General features: G+C 69.7%; 13 protein-coding genes. 9 read left to right on the top strand and 4 right to left on the bottom strand.

What is annotated here, in order from left to right; translation table 11 throughout:
* The first annotated feature begins 56 nt into the window (after positions 1–56).
* The 6 genes from ACZ6CL_RS01780 to ACZ6CL_RS01805 all read left to right on the top strand — a co-directional run bounded on the left by ACZ6CL_RS01780 (position 57) and on the right by ACZ6CL_RS01805 (position 8,098).
* Positions 57–1,790 carry a purine-cytosine permease family protein gene (locus tag ACZ6CL_RS01780; protein WP_468929843.1) on the top strand — a complete coding sequence of 578 codons (1,734 nt, stop codon included), beginning with the start codon at positions 57–59 and terminating at the stop codon, positions 1,788–1,790.
* A 387-nt stretch (positions 1,791–2,177) separates the two neighbouring features.
* Positions 2,178–3,830: an APC family permease gene (locus ACZ6CL_RS01785; RefSeq protein ID WP_468929846.1), complete on the top strand. Its 1,653-nt coding sequence runs from the start codon at positions 2,178–2,180 to the stop codon at positions 3,828–3,830.
* Positions 3,831–3,978: 148 nt separating this feature from the next.
* Complete coding sequence (locus ACZ6CL_RS01790) at positions 3,979–4,164, top strand: SPOR domain-containing protein (protein ID WP_385446654.1); 186 nt, start codon at positions 3,979–3,981, stop codon at positions 4,162–4,164.
* 117 nt (positions 4,165–4,281) lie between these two features.
* Positions 4,282–4,701, top strand: a complete 420-nt coding sequence (locus tag ACZ6CL_RS01795) for a (deoxy)nucleoside triphosphate pyrophosphohydrolase (RefSeq protein WP_468929849.1) — start codon at positions 4,282–4,284, stop codon at positions 4,699–4,701.
* A 126-nt stretch (positions 4,702–4,827) separates the two neighbouring features.
* Entirely contained in the window at positions 4,828–5,265 is a 438-nt protein-coding gene (locus ACZ6CL_RS01800; RefSeq protein ID WP_468931230.1) for an ATP-binding protein, read from the top strand.
* Between the two features lie 169 nt (positions 5,266–5,434).
* Positions 5,435–8,098 carry a SpoIIE family protein phosphatase gene (locus ACZ6CL_RS01805; protein ID WP_468929851.1) on the top strand — a complete coding sequence of 888 codons (2,664 nt, stop codon included), beginning with the start codon at positions 5,435–5,437 and terminating at the stop codon, positions 8,096–8,098.
* 39 nt (positions 8,099–8,137) lie between these two features.
* Here ACZ6CL_RS01805 and ACZ6CL_RS01810 read toward each other — a convergent pair whose 3' ends face one another.
* From ACZ6CL_RS01810 to ACZ6CL_RS01825, 4 genes are all read right to left on the bottom strand, one after another.
* Positions 8,138–8,908, bottom strand: a complete 771-nt coding sequence (locus ACZ6CL_RS01810; protein WP_468929854.1) for a succinate dehydrogenase/fumarate reductase iron-sulfur subunit — start codon at positions 8,906–8,908, stop codon at positions 8,138–8,140.
* Positions 8,905–10,893: a fumarate reductase/succinate dehydrogenase flavoprotein subunit gene (locus ACZ6CL_RS01815; protein WP_468929857.1), complete on the bottom strand. Its 1,989-nt coding sequence runs from the start codon at positions 10,891–10,893 to the stop codon at positions 8,905–8,907. The genes ACZ6CL_RS01810 and ACZ6CL_RS01815 overlap by 4 nt, the downstream gene beginning before the upstream one ends.
* A gap of 17 nt (positions 10,894–10,910) precedes the next feature.
* Complete coding sequence (locus tag ACZ6CL_RS01820) at positions 10,911–11,756, bottom strand: hypothetical protein (RefSeq protein WP_468929859.1); 846 nt, start codon at positions 11,754–11,756, stop codon at positions 10,911–10,913.
* 82 nt (positions 11,757–11,838) lie between these two features.
* Positions 11,839–12,126: a hypothetical protein gene (locus tag ACZ6CL_RS01825; protein ID WP_468929860.1), complete on the bottom strand. Its 288-nt coding sequence runs from the start codon at positions 12,124–12,126 to the stop codon at positions 11,839–11,841.
* A gap of 297 nt (positions 12,127–12,423) precedes the next feature.
* Here ACZ6CL_RS01825 and ACZ6CL_RS01830 point away from each other — a divergent pair, with 297 nt between their 5' ends.
* From ACZ6CL_RS01830 to ACZ6CL_RS01840, 3 genes are all read left to right on the top strand, one after another.
* On the top strand, positions 12,424–14,436 hold the full coding sequence (locus ACZ6CL_RS01830; RefSeq protein ID WP_468929877.1) for an ABC transporter family substrate-binding protein: 2,013 nt from the start codon (positions 12,424–12,426) through the stop codon (positions 14,434–14,436).
* 182 nt (positions 14,437–14,618) lie between these two features.
* Positions 14,619–16,484 (top strand): translational GTPase TypA, encoded by a 1,866-nt coding sequence (gene typA, locus ACZ6CL_RS01835; protein ID WP_468929893.1) that lies wholly within the window; start codon positions 14,619–14,621, stop codon positions 16,482–16,484.
* Between the two features lie 427 nt (positions 16,485–16,911).
* Positions 16,912–18,540 (top strand): peptide ABC transporter substrate-binding protein, encoded by a 1,629-nt coding sequence (locus ACZ6CL_RS01840; protein WP_468929895.1) that lies wholly within the window; start codon positions 16,912–16,914, stop codon positions 18,538–18,540.
* Positions 18,541–18,592: the final 52 nt, after the last annotated feature.

Here is an 18,592-nt window from a genome sequence, read left to right on the forward strand (position 1 = left end):
CCGGCCTAGCTTCCTCAGGCGTACCGCTCACGCGCCGAACGACAGGGGAAGCCGCCATGACGGACACGGTCACACCCGAGCAGGCAGAAGCGAGAGGGGCCCGCGCACCGCGCCGCAGCTACGCCCGGCTCGCCGCCGACGAGAGCCGCGAGGACTATTCGCTGCGCTACGCGCCGCACTCCTACCGCCGCTGGTCACCGACCATGGTCGCGTCGACGGCGCTCGGCGGCATCGCGTATCTCGCCGACTTCGCGATCGGCGCGTCCATCGTCTTCACGTACGGCTTCACCAGCGGTCTCGCCTCGATCCTCACCGCGGCGACGATCATCTTCCTGACCGGTATCCCGATCGCGCGTGCCTGTGCGACGTACGGGCTGGACATGGATCTGATCACCCGTGGTGCCGGGTTCGGCTACTTCGGATCGACTCTGACCTCGCTCATCTACGCGAGCTTCACCTTCATCTTCTTCGCGCTGGAGGGCTCGATCATGGCGCAGGCCATGCGTCAGGCGCTCCACATCCCGCTTCCCATCGGCTATCTGATCACCACTCTGATCGTGATCCCCATCGTCTTCCGCGGGATGGGCGCGCTCGCCAAGGTGCAGGCGTGGACCCAGCCGCTGTGGCTGGTCGGGCTGGTGCTGCCGTTCGTGGTGCTCTCCTTCGAGCGGCCGGACGCCTGGGCCTCGTTCGCCTCCTTCGGCGGTACGGAGGGGGCGGGCTCCGGCTTCGACTGGATCGGGTACGGGCTCGGCACCGGGGTGGCGCTCTCGCTGATCGCCCAGATCGGCGAGCAGGCCGACTATCTGCGCTTCATGCCCGCCAAGACCGAGCAGAACCGGCGGCGCTGGAACCTCGCGGTGCTGGCCGCCGGACCCGGCTGGGTGGTGATCGGCGCGGCCAAGCAGCTCGGCGGCGCGTTCCTGGCCTTCGTGGCGCTCGGCGCGGTCGGCACGACCCATGCCCTGGAGCCCATCGCCCCGCAGATCGAGGCGCTGAAGCCCTGGCTCGGCTCGGTCGCCCTCCCGGCCGCCGCGCTGTTCGTCGTGGTCTCCCAGATCAAGATCAATGTGACCAACGCCTACAGCGGCTCGCTCTCCTGGTCCAACTTCTTCTCCCGGGTGACCCACCGCCACCCCGGCCGGGTCTGGTACATCTTCCTCAACCTCGCCATCGCGCTGGCGCTGATGGAGATGAACATGTTCGCGGCGCTCAACAAGCTGCTGGGCTTCTACTCCAACGTCGGCATCGCCTGGATCGCGGCGGTCACCGCCGATCTGGTGATCAACAAGCCGCTGGGGCTGAGCCCGAAGTACATCGAGTTCAAGCGCGCGTACCTGTACCCGGTGAACCCGGCGGGGTTCGGCGCGATGGTGATCGCCTCGACGGTCTCGATCATCGCCTTCTTCGGGGTGTTCGGGCGGGTGGCCGAGGCGTTCTCCACCTTCATCGCGTGCGGTCTGGCGCTGGTGCTGAGCCCGCTGCTGGCCTGGCTCACCCGCGGGCGCTACTACCTGGCCCGGCCGAATCCGGTGAACGGCCCGGGGGTGGACGTGCCGGACATCACGGCCGCCCACACCTGCGCGGTGTGCGAGACGGCGTACGAGCTGCCGGACATCGTCGACTGTCCGGTGCGGGCCGGGGCGGTCTGCTCGCTGTGCTGCTCGCTGGACGCCGAATGCGGTGACGCCTGCCGCAAGGGCCTCAAGCAGAGCGGCCCCGTGCTGCTGCCGGTGCCGGTGCCGGTGGCGCGCGCGAGTGATGGGGCGGTGCGCGCGAGCGACGGGTAAAGGACCGGTAATTTATTCGGCTGGTCTTTCTCCGGATCGCGGCCAACTTGAGCTTGCTTTGAGCTTGTTGGTCATGGATGGCGCCTTGTTCCCCGTACTTCGCTATTCAAAACCCATGCCTCGCCGTCACGGCCCACGACTTGTCGAATTGAACGCATTCGGCGATATCCGAGCTGAATGGCCGCGCTGGTGGGAGCGTCGCCGCCCGCCCCGGTCTGTACCGTCTGGCCAGCGGCTTCATGCAAAGCCGATAAACGTGTTGCATAGATCACACGCACTCGCCGACAGCTCAGATCTGCCTCAAGCCCGTAAAGCGCGCCCCTATTTCGCTTGTACGATGGCGCGCGTTTGCATCAGGTCTGGGGGGCGAAAGGAGCGTGAGGGGCGTTGAGCACGGAGCAGGGTTCCCACTCGCATTACAAACGGTCACTCGGCACGGTGGCCCTCACCGCGGTGGGCCTCGGTTCGATCATCGGCTCCGGCTGGCTGTTCGGCGCCGCGCGGGCCGCGGCGCTGGCGGGCCCGGCCGCCATCTTCGCCTGGGTGATCGGCGCGGCGGTCGCCCTGACCATCGCCCTGACGTACTCCGAACTCGGTTCGATGTTCCCCAAGGCCGGCGGCATGGTGCGGTACGGCCAGTACTCGCACGGCTCACTGGCCGGATACCTGGCCGCCTGGGCCAACTGGATCGCGATCGTCTCCGTCATCCCCGGTGAGGCGACCGCGTCGGTCCAGTACATGAGCAGCTGGGACTTCGGCTGGGCCAAGGGGCTGTACGACGGGAAGGAGCTGACCGGCAGCGGTGTCGCGCTCGCGTCCGTGCTGCTCGTCTTCTACTTCTTCCTCAACTGGTTCGCGATCACCCTCTTCGCGAAGACCAACACCGCGATCACCGTCTTCAAGCTCGTCGTCCCGGCCCTGACCGCGGGTGCCCTGCTGATGTCGCACTTCGACACCGGCAACGTCACCGGCAACGGCGGCTTCACGCCGAACGGCTGGAACTCGGTGTTCACCGCCGTCGCCGTCTCCGGCATCGTCTGGGCGTACAACGGCTTCCAGTCGCCGCTCAACATGGCGGGCGAGGCCCGCAATCCGGGCAAGTCGCTGCCCAAGGCCGTCATCAGCTCCATCCTCATCGCGCTGGTGATCTACGTAGCGCTGCAGGTCGCGTTCCTGACCGCCGTCCCGGCGGCCGACCTCGCGGAGGGCGGCTGGGCCAAGCTCTCGTACGACTCCCCGCTCGCCGACCTCTCCCTCGCCTGGGGCCTGAACTGGCTGGCGCTGCTGCTGTACGCGGACGCCTTCGTCTCCCCGTCCGGCACCGGCATGATCTACGCGGCCACCACCTCCCGCATGGTCCAGGGCGTCCAGGAGAACGGCCACCTGCCCGGCGTCTTCGGCAAGGTCGACCCGAAGACCGGCATTCCGCGCCCGGCGCTGGTGCTCAACCTGGTGATCGCCTTCGTGTTCCTCGCGGTCTTCCGCGGCTGGGGCTCGCTGGCCGAGATCGTCTCCGTGGCCACGGTCATCTCGTACATCACCGGTCCGGTCGCCGTGATGTCGCTGCGGCGGCTCTCCCCGGACCTGCCGCGCCCGGTGAAGCTGCGCGCGATGCCGGTCATCGCGCCGATCGCCATGGTCTTCGGCTCGCTCGTCCTCTACTGGGCCCGCTGGCCGCTCACCGGCAAGGTCATCTTCATCATGGCGATCGGCCTGCCGATCTGGGCCTGGTACGAGCTGCGCAAGCCGTGGGCCGAGCTGAAGCCGCATCTGCGGTCCGGCGCCTGGATGGTGACGTACCTGCTGGTCATGGCCGCGTTCTCGTGGGCCGGTGGCAAGGAGTTCGGCGGCCGCGGCTATGTGCCCGAGGGCTGGGACATCCTGCTCGTCGCCCTGATCGCCCTCGGCTTCTACGTCTGGGGCGTGCGCAGCGCGTGGCGCAATCCGACCCTGCTGCAGGCCGAGCGCGAGCTGGCCGAGACCACGGCCGAGGACCTGACCGGCGAGGCGGACCGGGAGACGGTCTCCACGCGCTCCTGAGCGCGTGGCCGGATGCGTGCCGCGTTGTAAGAACACGTATCCGCTGCGTGAAGGTAGGGCGTAGGCTCGGGCATATGCGGAACGGGATTTCCTTAACGGTGTCGCCCAGACGCGTGCCCGGGCGCGCCACAACGGAGGGGGCGGAGCGATGAGTGACGGCAACACTGTGCTGCCATGGCTCGTCATCCGCCAGGACGGCAACGGCAACCGCTATCGCGTCGGCCGCTACGCCACGCGCACGGAGGCCCAGGAGGTCGCCGACCGGCTCGACGGGCAGGGGCAGGAGCAGCTCTACGTCGTCGAGCGGACCGCCGCGACCGGGCAGGCGGGCTGACGCCGCCCGTACAACCCGCGAAGAAGGTCTCGCCGCCGGCGGGCCGGCGTCTCCCGTTCGTCCGGGCGGGAGAATCCGGCCCGCCGGGCTCTCTGTCACAGGGCCTAGAGTGCCCGCATGACGGTGCGCGTGGTGGTGGGCGGAGCGGTGTTCGACCAGGGGCGGCTGCTGGCCGCGCGGCGCAGCGCGCCACCCGAGCTGGCCGGGCGCTGGGAGCTGCCCGGCGGCAAGGCCGAGCCCGGTGAGACCCCGCCGCAGGCCCTGGTGCGGGAGCTGCGCGAGGAGCTGGGCGTCGAGGTCGAGCCGCTGGAGCCGCTGCCCGGCGAGTGGCCGCTGAAGCCCGGCTACGTCCTGCGGGTGTGGACCGCCGCGCTGCGCTCCGGCGAGCCGCGTCCGCTGGAGGACCACGACGAGCTGCGCTGGCTCACCCCCGAACGGGTGGACGAGGTCGACTGGCTCGATGAGGACCGGCCCGCGGTGGCGGAGGCGGTCCGGCGGCTGCGCGCCGCGGAACACCTCCATCCGCGCGCCCACTGAACCCGTTTGACCTCTTTCGGCCCTGCCGGGGCAGCCTGGGGCGGTACCCGGGGCAGGAATTCGGGTATGTACTGATTAACCCATCTGAATCCCTACATTCCGGCGGTGCCTCGCGGTGGCTGGGAAGTGATCGGCGTGAGTGAGAGCGCAGGGACGGCCGCCGGGCCCACCCCCGGTTTCGCCGAGTGGGTCTTCCCGGCCGAGCCGGGCGCCGTGCGCGACGCCCGCTGGCTGGTCCGGCAGGTGCTGGACGAGTGGGGTCTGTCGGCGCTGGGCGATGTGACGGCGCTGCTGGTGAGCGAGCTGGTCACCAACGCCCTGCGGTACGCGAGTGGCCCGATCGGGCTGCGCGTGTACGCCCGTCGCGAAACCGGTGTGCCGCGTTCCGTGCTGCGGGTGGAGGTGTCCGACCCGCTGGCCGATCCGCCGCACGCGCGGAGGGCGTCCGCGGAGGACGAGAGCGGCCGGGGGCTGGAGTTGATCGCCCGGGCCGCGCTGCGCTGGGGCACCCGGCTGGACCGGACTGGAAAAACGGTGTGGTTCGAGCTGCCTCTCCCCGGTTAGGAGTGAGGGGGAGCGCTGATCTTGAGCGCTTCATCAAAAGCCGGGACGGAAACGGATTGCGGGCTGAGATAGTGCTGTGATCGTGAAGACCGTACTCCGGATGGCCGTGGTGCTGGATACTCGGCTATCTGTAGCCGGTCGGAGCACCTGAGCCGGAGGGGACGGGCGCATGAGCGAGAAGCCAGCGGGGGCGGATACCCCCGAGGGGACGGTTGGTTCGCAGGTGTCGCCAGTGTCGCCAGTGTCGCAAATATCATCGATGTCCGATGTGTGGCAGAGCAGTTCGCCCGGATCGATCTATGACTACATCCGTGTCGCCTCCTTCTCGCTGGGTTCCGACGGCCGTATCGCACAGTGGAGTGAACGCGCCACCGAACTGCTGGGGCTGACGGCGGGCCAGGCCATCGGCCAGGACCCGGTGGAGGCCTTCGTACCGGATGAGCTGCGGGAGACCGGCCGCCGCAAGGTCGCCGACATCCTCGACGGCCGGGAGTGGACCGGGCTGGTCCCCTACCGCAATCCCGGTGGTCCGGGCGGAGTCGGCATCGCCGAGGTGTATGTGATGCCGGGCCAGGACGAGGGCGGGGAGCGCACCGCGCTCTGTATCGCCGTCGACGTGGGTGCCCTGCGCGGACTGGAAACCGACCTCGCCGCCTCGCAGGCCGTTTTCGGTCAATCTCCGCTTGGTTTCTTTCTCTTCGGTACAGATTTGCGCATGCTCCGGGTCAACGATCGCTTTGCGAAGGTTTTCGGCCGCCCGGTCGAGGAGTACCGCGGCGCCACCTCGCACGACCTGCTGCCCCGGGGCGAGGCCGACCGGCTCGCCGCCGCCCTGCGCCAAGTCCTGGACAGCGGACAGTCCTTGACGGACATGCCGCTCATGGGACCCGTGCCCGGCAGCCACGACCGCCGTCGCTGGTCGGTGTCGCTGTACCGGCTGCACAGCGGGTCGGGCCGCCCCATCGGCGTCGCCGGGCTCGCCACCGATGTCACCGGCCGCCGCCGCGCCGAGCAGGAGGCCGCGGGCGTACGCCGCAATCTGGCGCTGCTGAACGAGGCCGGGGCCCGAATAGGCACCTCGCTGGACCTGGAGACCACCGCCCGCGAACTCCTGGACGTGGCCGTCCCGCAGTTCTGCGACCTGGCCTCCGTCGACCTCTACCAGGGGCTGCTGTCCGGCGACGAGACCCCGCCCGGGCTCGCCGACGGCAGCGCCGAACTGCGCCGCGTCGCCTTCGCCAGCGCAGTCTCGGACGGCCCGGTCGCCTTCGGCGACGTCTACCGCACCGACGACAGCGGCCAGGGCGAGCTGCCCAAGCCCATCGAGGTCGGCGAGGTGCACCGCTACCCGTTCCACTCGCAGTGCGCCCACGCCCTGCGCACCGCCCAGGTCCGGGTCGTCACCGGGCGCGACAGCGGCGAGGGCATGGAACTCGGCGCCATGCTGCAGTCCACCCTCCTGGTGCCGATGGTCGCCCGCGACACCGTCGTCGGGCTCGTCCAGTTCTCCCGTACGAAGGGCAGCGAACCCTTCGGCGAGCGGGACCGGGCGCTCGCGGTCGAACTGGCCGCCCGCGCCGCCGTCTCCATCGACAACGCCCGGCTCTACCGCAGAGAACACGAGCGCGCGCTGATCCTGCAGCGCAGCCTGCTCCCGCCCGGCGACCCGGAGGCCGCCGGGCTCGACATCGCCTGCCGCTATCTGCCGGGCAACGCGGCCACCGAGGTGGGCGGCGACTGGTTCGACGTCATCGAACTGCCCGGACACCGCACCGCGCTGGTGGTCGGCGACGTGATGGGGCGGGGGCTGCGGGCCGCCGTCGCGATGGGCGAGCTGCGCACCGCCGTCCGCACGCTGGCCCTGCTGGACCTGGAGCCCGCCGAGGTGCTCTCCGCGCTGGACGAGATCGCCCGCGGACTGGGCGCGCCCGGCGGCTCGCCGAGCAGCGCGCGGGCCGCGGGGCGGTCCGCCGACGGCTCCTCCGACCTGTCCGAGGTCTACCTCGCCACCTGTGTCTACGCCGTCTACGACCCGGTCACCCGGCGCTGCACCTTCGCCAACGCGGGCCATCTGCCGCCCGCCCTGGTCGAACCGGGGGACGGCGCGCTGCTGATGGAGGTGCCGCCGGGGATGCCGCTCGGGGTCGGCGGCGAGCCGTTCGAGGAGATCGAGGTGGAGCTGCCGGACGGCGCGCTGCTGGCCCTCTACACCGACGGCCTGGTCGAGTCCCGCGACCACGCGCTGGACGAGGGGCTCCAGGACCTCCGTACCGCACTGTCCACCCACGAGGGCGCGGACAGCCCCGACAGCTCGCTGGAGGACATCTGCGACCACGTCCTCAGCAGCCTCGACACCCACCACGGCGAGGACGACATCGCCCTGCTCATGGCCCGGGTGCAGGGTCTGCCGAGCGGTTCGGTCGGCGACTGGAAGCTGCCGAGCGACCCGCAGTCGGTCGGCAAGGCCCGCGAACTCGCCCGTGAGCAGCTGGAGTCCTGGGGGATGGACGGTCTGGTCGACACCACCGAGCTGCTGGTCAGCGAGCTGGTGACCAACGCGCTGCGGTACGGCGAGGGCGAGATACGGCTGCGGCTGCTGCTGGACCGGACGCTGGTGTGCGAGGTCTGGGACGGCAACCTGGTCCAGCCCCGGCGGCGGCGCGCCCGCGACACCGACGAGGGCGGCCGCGGGCTGCAGCTGGTCGGCCTGCTCAGCGCGGGCTGGGGCAGCCGCCGCACCCCGCACGGCAAGACGGTCTGGTTCGAGCTGGCCCTCCCGGACGGCGAGTCCTCGGGCCCGGACTCGGTGGAAGCGCTGCTCAGCCTGTGGTGAGCCGTGGGCCCGCGGCACCGCGGGCCCACGACCGGACTGTCAGCCCTCCCGGCGGCGGATCTTGTTGCCCAGCCAGACCAGGGGGTCGTACTTGCGGTCCACGGCCCGCTCCTTGAGCGGGATCAGGGCGTTGTCGGTGATCTTGATCCCCTCGGGGCAGACCTCCGTGCAGCACTTGGTGATGTTGCAGTAGCCGAGCCCGTGCTCCTCCTGGGCCGCCCGCTTGCGGTCGATCCCCGTCTCGGCCGCCGCGTCCAGCGGGTGCATGTCCAGCTCGGAGACCCGCATCAGGAAGCGCGGGCCCGCGAACGCCTCCTTGTTCTGCTCGAAGTCGCGCAGGACATGGCAGGTGTCCTGGCACAGGAAGCACTCGATGCACTTGCGGAACTCCTGCGAGCGCCCCACGTCCTCCTGTTGCATCCGGTACTCACCCGGCCCCAGCCCCTCCGGCGGGACGAAGGACGGCACCTCCCGGGCCTTGGCGTAGTTGTACGAGACGTCCGTGACCAGGTCGCGGACGACCGGGAAGGCCCGCAGCGGGGTCAGGGTGATCGTCTCGTCGCGGCTGAAAACCGACATCCGTGTCATGCACAGCAGCCGGGGCCGTCCGTTGATCTCGGCGCTGCACGAACCGCACTTGCCCGCCTTGCAGTTCCAGCGGACCGCCAGGTCCGGTGCCTGGGTCGCCTGGAGGCGGTGGACGATGTCCAAAACGACTTCGCCCTCATTGACCTCGACGCGGAAGTCCCGCAGACCGCCGCCGTCCACATCGCCCCGCCAGACCCGGAAGTGGGCCTCGTACGCGCTCACTGCGTCAGCTCCTCGTCCGTCAGGTACTTCACCAGCTCGTCCTTTTCGAACAGGTTCAGCAGGTCGGGCCGGATGGGCGGCGTCTCGCGCTTCTCCAGCCGGATCTGCCCGCGCCCGGGGTCGGGCGGCGCGGCGAGACCGGCCGACGGGTCGGCCAGGCGGCAGACCAGGTTGACCCGGCGCCATTCGCGGTCCATCGCGGGACAGTCGTCGCGGGTGTGCCCGCCGCGGCTCTCGGTGCGCTCCAGGGCGGCGCGCGCCACGCACTCGCTGACCAGCAGCATGTTGCGCAGGTCGATGGCCAGGTGCCAGCCGGGGTTGAACTGCCGGTGGCCCTCGACCCCGGCCCGCCGCGCCCGCACCCGCAGCGCCGCCAGCCGGTGCAGCGCGTCCTCCATCTCACCGGCCCGCCGGATGATGCCCACCAGGTCGTTCATGGTCTGCTGCAGCTCCTGGTGGAGCGTGTACGGATTCTCGGCGGGGCTGACGGGCGGCTGCTCTCCGGCGGCTCCCCCGAGCCCCTCGCCGGGCGCCTCGCCGTCCTCGGCGCTGAACGGCCGCAGCGCCTCGGCCGCCGCCAGGTCCAGCTGGGCGTCGTCCGGCACCGGGCGGGCGCCCGCGGCGGCACTCTCCCGCGCGTACTGGGCCGCGTACAGCCCGGCGCGGCGGCCGAAGACCAGCAGGTCGGAGAGGGAGTTGCCGCCGAGCCGGTTGGAGCCGTGCATACCGCCCGCGACCTCGCCCGCGGCGAAGAGGCCGGGGACGCCGTTCGCGGCGGCGGTGTCCGGGTCGACGTCCACCCCGCCCATCACGTAGTGGCAGGTCGGACCGACCTCCATGGGCTCGGCCGTGATGTCGACGTCGGCCAGCTCCTTGAACTGGTGGTGCATCGACGGCAGCCGCCGCTTGATCACCTCGGCGGGCATCCGGGTGGAGACGTCGAGGAAGACGCCGCCGTGCGGGGAGCCGCGGCCCGCCTTGACCTCGGAGTTGATGGCGCGGGCCACCTCGTCGCGGGGGAGCAGCTCGGGCGGGCGGCGGTTGTGGTCCGGGTCCTCGTACCAGCGGTCGCCCTCGTCCTCGGACTGGGCGTACTTCTCCTTGAAGACGTCCGGAATGTAGTCGAACATGAACCGCTTGCCCTCGCTGTTGCGCAGCACCCCGCCGTCGCCGCGCACCGACTCGGTGACGAGGATCCCCTTGACCGAGGGCGGCCAGACCATGCCGGTCGGGTGGAACTGCACGAACTCCATGTTGATCAGCGGGGCCCCGGCGAGCAGGGCCAGCGCGTGGCCGTCGCCGGTGTACTCCCAGGAGTTGGAGGTCACCTTGAAGGACTTGCCGATGCCGCCGGTGGCCAGCACCACGGCCGGGGCCTCGATCGCGAAGAAGCGGCCGGACTCCCGTTCGTAGCCGAAGACCCCGGCGACCCGCTCGCCCGCCGCGTCCTTGACGATGCGGGTGACCGTGCACTCCTGGAAGACCTTGAGCCGCGCCTCGTAGTCGCCGGTCTCGGCCTTGTCCTCCTGCTGGAGGGAGACGATCTTCTGCTGCAGGGTGCGGATCAGCTCCAGCCCGGTGCGGTCGCCGACGTGGGCGAGCCGCGGGTACTCATGGCCGCCGAAGTTCCGCTGGGAGATCCTGCCGTCCGGGGTGCGGTCGAAGAGCGCGCCCCAGGTCTCCAGCTCCCAGACCCGGTCCGGGGCCTCCTGGGCGTGCAGCTCGGCCATCCGCCAGTGGTTGAGGAACTTGCCGCCGCGCATGGTGTCGCGGAAGTGCACCTGCCAGTTGTCGCCCGCGTTGACGTTGCCCATGCTGGCGGCGATGCCGCCCTCGGCCATCACCGTATGGGCCTTGCCGAACAGCGACTTGCAGATGACGGCGCAGCGCATGCCCTGTTCGCGTGCCTCGATCGCGGCCCGCAGCCCGGCGCCGCCCGCGCCGATCACGACCACGTCCCAGGCCTGACGTTCCACTTGCGTCATCGTTGAAGGCACCTCTCCTAGAAGAACCGGGGGTCGTCGAAGGCGCCGCTCGCCAGCAGATACACATAGAAGTCGGCGACGGCGACACTGATCAGCGACGCCCAGGCCAGCTGCATATGGCGTGCGTTGAGCGAGCTGACCCAGCCCCAGAGCCGGTAGCGCACCGGATGCCGGGAGAAGTGCTTGAGCCGCCCGCCGACGATGTGCCGACAGGAATGACAGGAGAGGGTGTACGCCCAGATCAGCGCGATGTTGGCGAGCAGCACCAGGGTGCCGAGGCCCATGTGACCCCACCGGCCGTGCTCGTCCCGGAAACCGAGCACGGTGTCATAGGTGAGGATTCCCGCGACGATCACCGCGAAGTAGAAGAAGTAGCGGTGGATGTTCTGCAGGACGAGCGGGAAGCGGGTCTCGCCGGTGTAGTTGGCGCGCGGTTCGGCGACCGCGCAGGCCGGTGGCGAGGCCCAGAAGCCCCGGTAATACGCCTTGCGGTAGTAGTAGCAGGTCAGCCGGAAGCCGAGCGGGAAGATCAGGATCAGCAGGGCGGGGGACAGGCCCCACCACCCACCGAAGATCTCCCAGTTCGCGCCGCCCTTCATGGGGACGCAGTTCTGCGCGATGCAGGGCGAGTAGAACGGGGAGACGTACGGCTCGGCGTAGTAGTTGTCCCCGGCGAAGGCCCGCCAGGTCGAGTAGACGATGAACGCGAACAGCCCGGCGGCGGTGACCGCGGGCTGCAGCCACCAGCGGTCGGTCCGCAGATGGCGGGCGGGGATGGCGGCGCGCGACGGGCTGCGCACGCCGCTCGTGGCCGCTTCCCGCTCGGAGGGCGTGGCGGCTTGGGGGTCGGTGCCAGTGGCCAAGGAAAACTCCGCGGTGGAGTGGTGTGGGGGACTGTCGGGCGCGGACCCGTCGGGCCGGGTGCGTCGCGCCGGGCGACCCCGTTTAAGGAGCGTGGCGGTCGCGCGCGCCGAGACCCTCGTCGTCGACGTCCGACCACAGCGCGCTGTCGTAGGGCGCGTCGGGGACCGGAACCATCTCGGGGCGCGGCCGCTCCGTGCCGGGGGCCGTATCGCACAGCAGGGCGAGACTCTCGCGCAGGTGGTCCGCGTCGGTGCGGACCCGTCGTATCTCCAGTCCGCCGGTGCCGACTCGGCCTTCCAGCCGGGTGACGGAACGGACCAGATCGTCGAGACAGCGTTGGACGGCCGTCAAGTCGTCGTTCAAGGACATGACTTGCCCTCACTTCCGCGGTTGCGGTTGGCGGCGCTCATGCGACAGCGAGTGTTACGCGTCACAGTCCTGGTTGGGAAGGGATCTGCCGCGATTGGCGGAGTCACCGGCGTGATCACGCCGCCGTGCGCCGGGGTGCGCGCCGGTCGTATTGATCCGGTCGGGTGATCCTGTCCCCTCCATGGCCGTCCCGAGGTGCTGTCCCATGATCCGTCGCTTTGAGTAAGGAGTATATGCGACAGGCGTCAAAATGTGCGAAATGCGCTTAATATCGGCACCCCCCGGAGGTCACGAGCCATGTCCATCGACAAGCGACGCTGCGCCATGCTGCTCGCCGCGGGAGTGCTGCTGCCGCTGCCCGTCCTCACCGGGTGCAGCTCCGGCGACGACGACGGCCCGCCGTCGCCCGCGGCCCGGGACATCGCCCCGGCCTCCCGCGCGCAGACCGCCCCCGGCGGCACGCTGCGCTGGGCGCTCGACGCCCGGCCCGCGACGTTCAACGCCTTCCAGAGCTCCGCCGACACCGGCACCGAGCGGATCGCCGGAGCGGTGCTGCCCGCGCTCCACACCCTCGACGCCCGCGGCCGCCCGCAGCTCAACGGCGACTACCTGGAGTCCGCCGAGGTGGTCTCGCGCGAGCCCAAGCAGGTCGTGGTCTACAAGCTCAACCCCAAGGCGGTGTGGAGCGACGGCCGCGCGCTCGGCGCGGAGGACTTCGCCGCCCAGTGGAAGGCCCTGCGCGGCACGGAGAACGCCTACTGGACCGCGCGCAACGCCGGATACGACCGCATCGCCAGGATCCAGCCGGGCGACAAGGAGCACGAGGTCAAGGTCACCTTCGCCAAGCCGTACACCGACTGGCGGTCGCTGTTCACGCCGCTGTACCCGAAGAGCATGATGAGCAACCCGGCCGTCTTCAACGCCGGGGCCCGCAAGGGGCTCGCCGTCAGCTCCGGCCCGTTCACGGTCCGCGAGGTGAAGGACACCTCGGTCACCCTCGTACGGAACCCCCGCTGGTGGGGCGACCGGGCCCGGCTGAACCGGCTGGTCTTCGAGGCCGTCCCGGCCGGGAAGCGGGCCGAGGCACTGATCGACGGGACCGTCGACATGGCCGAGGTCGACCGGTCGACGGCGCGCCGCGTCCAGGCCGCGGCGCCCGCCGGGAAGCGGGCCGCCGGGGCGAAGTCGCACCCCTCCGGCAAGGCGGGCGCGCCGAAACTGGAGACCCGCGCCCAGGACGCCGCGGACGCCACGCGCGCCCGGGCGGAGGCCGAGAACGCCCCGGCGGCCGAGCGGTCCGAGACCGTCGCCCTGCGCCGGTACAGCCTGCGCACGGCGCTGGACCCGGCGTACACCCAGCTCGCCATCAACGGCGCCAAGGGCCCGCTCGCGGATGAGCGGGTGCGCCGCGCGGTGGCCCGCGCGATCGACCGCGAGGCGCTCGCCAAGCTGGTGCTGGGGCCCTTCGGGCTGCCCGCCGAGCCGCTCGGCAACCACCTGCTGATGGCCGAGCAGAAGGGGTACAAGGACCACAGCGGCGCCCTCGGCGGCCGGGACGCCCAGGCCGCGCAGTCCCTGCTCGCCGACGCGGGCTGGCACCCCGGCGGCCCGGCCGCCCGCCAGAAGTCGGTCGACGGCAAGACGGAGGACAAGGCGGGCGACAAGACGGCCGACGAGCGGCGGCAGCCGGGCCCGGCCGGTGACAACGCGGACAAGCCCTCCGGCGCGGACCCCGCCGCGGGCGACGCGGGCCGGTCCGGGCGCTCCCGCCCGGCCGCCGTGCAGAAGAAGGGGCGGCCGCTGGTGCTGCGCTTCGTCCTCCCGTCCGACTCCGGCGGCGCCTCGCTGCGCGCCGTCGGGACGCGCATCGGCCGGATGCTGGAGGAGATCGGCGTCCGTACCGAGATCACCCGGGTGAAGAGCGACGACTTCTTCAAGAACCACATCGCCACCGGCAAGTACGACCTGGCCCTCTACTCCTGGCCCGCCTCCGCCTACCCGGCGACCGACGGCCGCCCGATCTACGCCAAGCCGCAGCCGGCCGCGGACGGCTCGCTGGTGGTCGAGCAGAACTACACCCGGGTCGGTACGGACCAGATCGACCAGCTCTTCGACCAGGCCCTCTCCGAGCTGGACGGCGGCGCCTCGCGCGCCCTGGTCGGCCGCGCGGACGCCCGGATCTGGGCGGCCGCCGGGTCGATTCCGCTCTACCAGCCGCCGCAGCTGGTCGCGGTCCGCAAGACGGTCGGCAACGCCGGAGCGTTCGGCTTCGCCACCCCCCGCTACCAGGACATCGGCTTCCGGAAGTAGCCGCGAGGGCGTGCGGGGGCAGGCGCGGGAGCGTGCGGGACGGCGTGGGGACGGGTGGCGGCATCCGTCCCCGCGCCGTCCCCTTACCATGGGGTGAGGCCGTGGCGTAAGCAGCCCGGCGGAAAGGCGCGCCGGACAAAGGAGCGCGCTGCCACCCACGAAACCGGGAGAAGCGCGCTCGTATGCCCACGCGCCACGACATTCGTAACGTCGCCATCGTCGCTCACGTCGACCATGGCAAGACGACCCTCGTCGACGCCATGCTCAAGCAGGCAGGTGCGTTCGCCGCGCATCAGCAGGTGGACGACCGGGTCATGGACTCCAACGACCTGGAGCGCGAGAAGGGCATCACCATTCTCGCGAAGAACACCGCCGTCAAGTACCACCCGGCGGACGGCAGTGATCCCGTCACCATCAACATCATCGACACCCCCGGCCACGCCGACTTCGGTGGCGAGGTCGAGCGCGGCCTGTCCATGGTCGACGCCGTGGTGCTGCTGGTGGACGCCTCCGAGGGCCCGCTGCCGCAGACCCGCTTCGTGCTGCGCAAGGCGCTGCAGGCCAAGCTGCCGGTCATCCTGTGCATCAACAAGACGGACCGCCCGGACTCCCGGATCGACGACGTCGTCAACGAGACGTACGACCTGTTCCTGGACCTGGACGCGACCGAGGAGCAGATCGAGTTCCCGATCGTCTACGCCTGCGCCCGCGACGGCATCGCCTCGCTGACCAAGCCGGAGGACGGCACCGTCCCGGCCGACAGCGACAGCCTCTGGCCGTTCTTCGTGACCCTGCTGGAGACCGTCCCGGCGCCCGAGTACGAAGCGGCCGCCCCGCTCCAGGCCCATGTCACCAACCTGGACGCGGACAACTTCCTCGGCCGGATCGCGCTGCTCCGCGTCGAGCAGGGTGAGCTGAAGAAGGGGCAGACCGTCGCCTGGATCAAGCGCGACGGCACGATCTCCAACGTCCGCATCACCGAGCTGATGATGACCGAGGCGCTCACCCGCAAGCCCGCCGAGGTGGCCGGTCCCGGCGACATCTGCGCGGTCGCCGGTATCCCGGAAATCATGATCGGCGAGACCCTGGCCGACCCCGAGAACCCGATCGCGCTCCCGCTGATCACCGTCGACGAGCCCGCCATCTCGATGACCATCGGCACCAACACCTCGCCGCTGGTCGGCAAGGGCGGCAAGGGCCACAAGGTCACCGCCCGGCTGGTCAAGGACCGGCTGGAGAAGGAGCTGATCGGTAACGTCTCGCTGCGCGTGCTGCCGACCGAGCGCCCCGACGCCTGGGAGGTGCAGGGCCGCGGTGAGCTGGCGCTGGCGATCCTGGTCGAGACGATGCGCCGGGAGGGCTTCGAGCTGACCGTCGGCAAGCCGGAGGTCGTCACCAAGGAGGTCGACGGCAAGCTCCACGAGCCGATCGAGCGCCTGACCATCGACGCCCCCGAGGAGCACCTCGGGGCCATCACCCAGCTGATGGCGACCCGCAAGGGGCGCATGGAGACCATGACCAACCACGGTTCCGGCTGGATCCGCATGGAGTGGATCGTGCCGTCCCGTGGCCTGATCGGGTTCCGCACCGAGTTCCTGACCCAGACCCGCGGCACCGGTATCGCGCACTCCATCTTCGAGGGCCACGAGCCGTGGTTCGGCGAGCTGCGCACCCGTAACAGCGGCTCCCTGGTGGCGGACCGCTCGGGCGCGGTGACCGCGTTCGCGATGACCAACCTCCAGGAGCGCGGCGTGCTCTTCACCTCGCCGGGCACCGAGGTGTACGAGGGCATGATCGTCGGCGAGAACTCGCGCGCCGACGACATGGACGTGAACATCACCAAGGAGAAGAAGCTCACCAACATGCGGTCCTCGACCGCGGACGTGACCGAGTCCCTGGTGCCGCCGCGGCTGCTCTCGCTGGAGCAGTCCCTGGAGTTCTGCCGCGACGACGAGTGCGTCGAGGTGACCCCGGAGACGGTCCGCATCCGCAAGGTCGTCCTGGACCAGAAGGAGCGCGGCCGCGCCGCCTCGCGCGCCAAGCGCTAGTTTTCCGCCTCCGTACGCCCCGGCAGCCCGGGCCTTCCGCTTCTCTCGCGGGGCCCGGGCTGTCGACGTTTCAGAAGAGCGCCCGTCAAGGGGATATCCGGCGAGCGGTGTCCGATTATCGGTGTCGAGGCTCCGCATGATGTGTTAACAGTCCGTTTCGCGCGTGTCTGTCTGTGACAGATTTGTCCGGATTCCGAAGCTCCGCGCGTAGATGATGTGACCAAAGCGAGACCCATAAGGTGTGGTTTACGGGGCTGGCGTGCTCAATCATGGGGTCCATTGAGCTCGGGTCAACGGGTCGCGCGCTGTGGGGAGTGCGGGCCTTCGAGCACATCTGGGGGGTCCGGTCCCTTTCGCTGTCAGGGGTGTCAGCGTGTCTCCGGACACCCCTCTCGTAGCAGCAGAGGACTCCGGAGGAGGCAAACCCATGCGTGGTGCCAAGAGCGCCAAGTGGGTCGCGATGGCCGCGGTCGTGGCACTGGGCGCGACCGCTTGTGGCGGCGGCGGTGACAAGGGCGACGACGAGAACGCGGCCGTCGACCCGAACGGTGTGTACACCTATCAAGACGTCGAGCCGCAGAACCCGTTGATCCCGACCAACACCAACGAGGTCGGCGGCGGGTACATCCTGAAGAACCTCTTCCGCGGCTTGGTCGACTACGACGTCAAGGGCAAGCTGCGCAACCAGGTTGCCGAGAGCGTCGATTCGCCGGACAACCAGAAGTTCACGGTGAAGCTCAAGAAGGGCTGGAAGTTCCACAACGGCGAGCCGGTCACGGCCAGCTCCTTCGTGGACGCCTGGAACTTCGGCGCCAACGCCAAGAACGCCCAGCTCAACTCCTCTTGGTTCGCCGACATCAAGGGCTACGACGAGGTCCACCCGGAGAAGGGTGACCCGAAGGCCGAGAAGATGTCGGGCCTCAAGGTGGTGAACGACAACGAGTTCACCATCGAGCTGTCGCACCCGGTCTCCACCTTCAAGGACCGGCTCTTCTACGACGCCTTCTTCCCGCTTCCCAAGGCCTTCTACAAGGACCCGAAGAAGTTCGGTGAGGCCCCCATCGGCAACGGCCCCTACGAGGTCGACGGCAAGTGGGAGCACAAGGTCCAGTTCAAGGTGAAGAAGTACGCCGGGTACCAGGGCGTGGACAAGCCCAAGAACGGCGGCATCGTCTTCAAGTTCTACAACAAGGACGAGAGCGCCTACAACGACCTGGTCTCCGACAAGCTGGACGTGATGTACCAGGTCCCGCCGTCGTCGATCAACGTCTACAAGACCGACCTCGGTGACCGCTCGGCGGACCAGATGTTCGGCGGCAACACCACCATCGCCTTCCCGATGTACGACAAGGAATGGGCGAAGCCGGAGAAGGCCAAGGTCCGGCAGGGTCTGTCCATGGCGATCGACCGCGAGACCATCACCAAGACCGCCCTGAAGGGCTCGAAGGACCCGGCCGACGGCTGGACCCCGAAGGTCGTCGAGGGCTACCAGCCCAACGCCTGCGGTGAGTTCTGCAAGTTCGACCCGAAGAAGGCGAAGCAGCTCATCAAGGCCGGTGGCGGCGTCCCCGGCAACAAGATGACCATCGCCTACAACGCCGACGGCGGTAACAAGGAATGGGCCGAGGCGGTCTGCAACGACATCAAGCAGAACGCCGGCGTCCCCTGTGAGGCCGAGCCGCGCGCGACGTTCCAGCAGCTGCGCACCGAGATCACCGAAAAGAAGATGAACAGCGCGTTCCGGATGGCCTGGGTCCAGGACTTCCCGAACATCTCCAACTTCATCGCGGAGCAGTACCGCACCGGTGCCGGCGCGAACGACTCCGGCTTCAGCGACAAGAAGCTCGACAAGCTGATGGAGGAGGCCGACTCGGCCAAGACCATCGAGGAGTCCAACAAGCTCTACGCGAAGGCCGAGGCGAAGCTCAAGGACACCATGCCCTCCATCCCGCTCTTCTTCGACCACACCAACGGCGGTCACTCGAAGAACGTGCAGAACGTCAAGTTCGACACGTTCCGGCAGGCGATCTGGACCGACGTCGAGGTCAAGAAGTAGTCGAGAGGCTGTGACGCACTCCCGGTGACCGCCCGTCCTTGACGACGGGCGG

This window comes from Streptomyces sp. NPDC041200 (assembly GCF_055591805.1).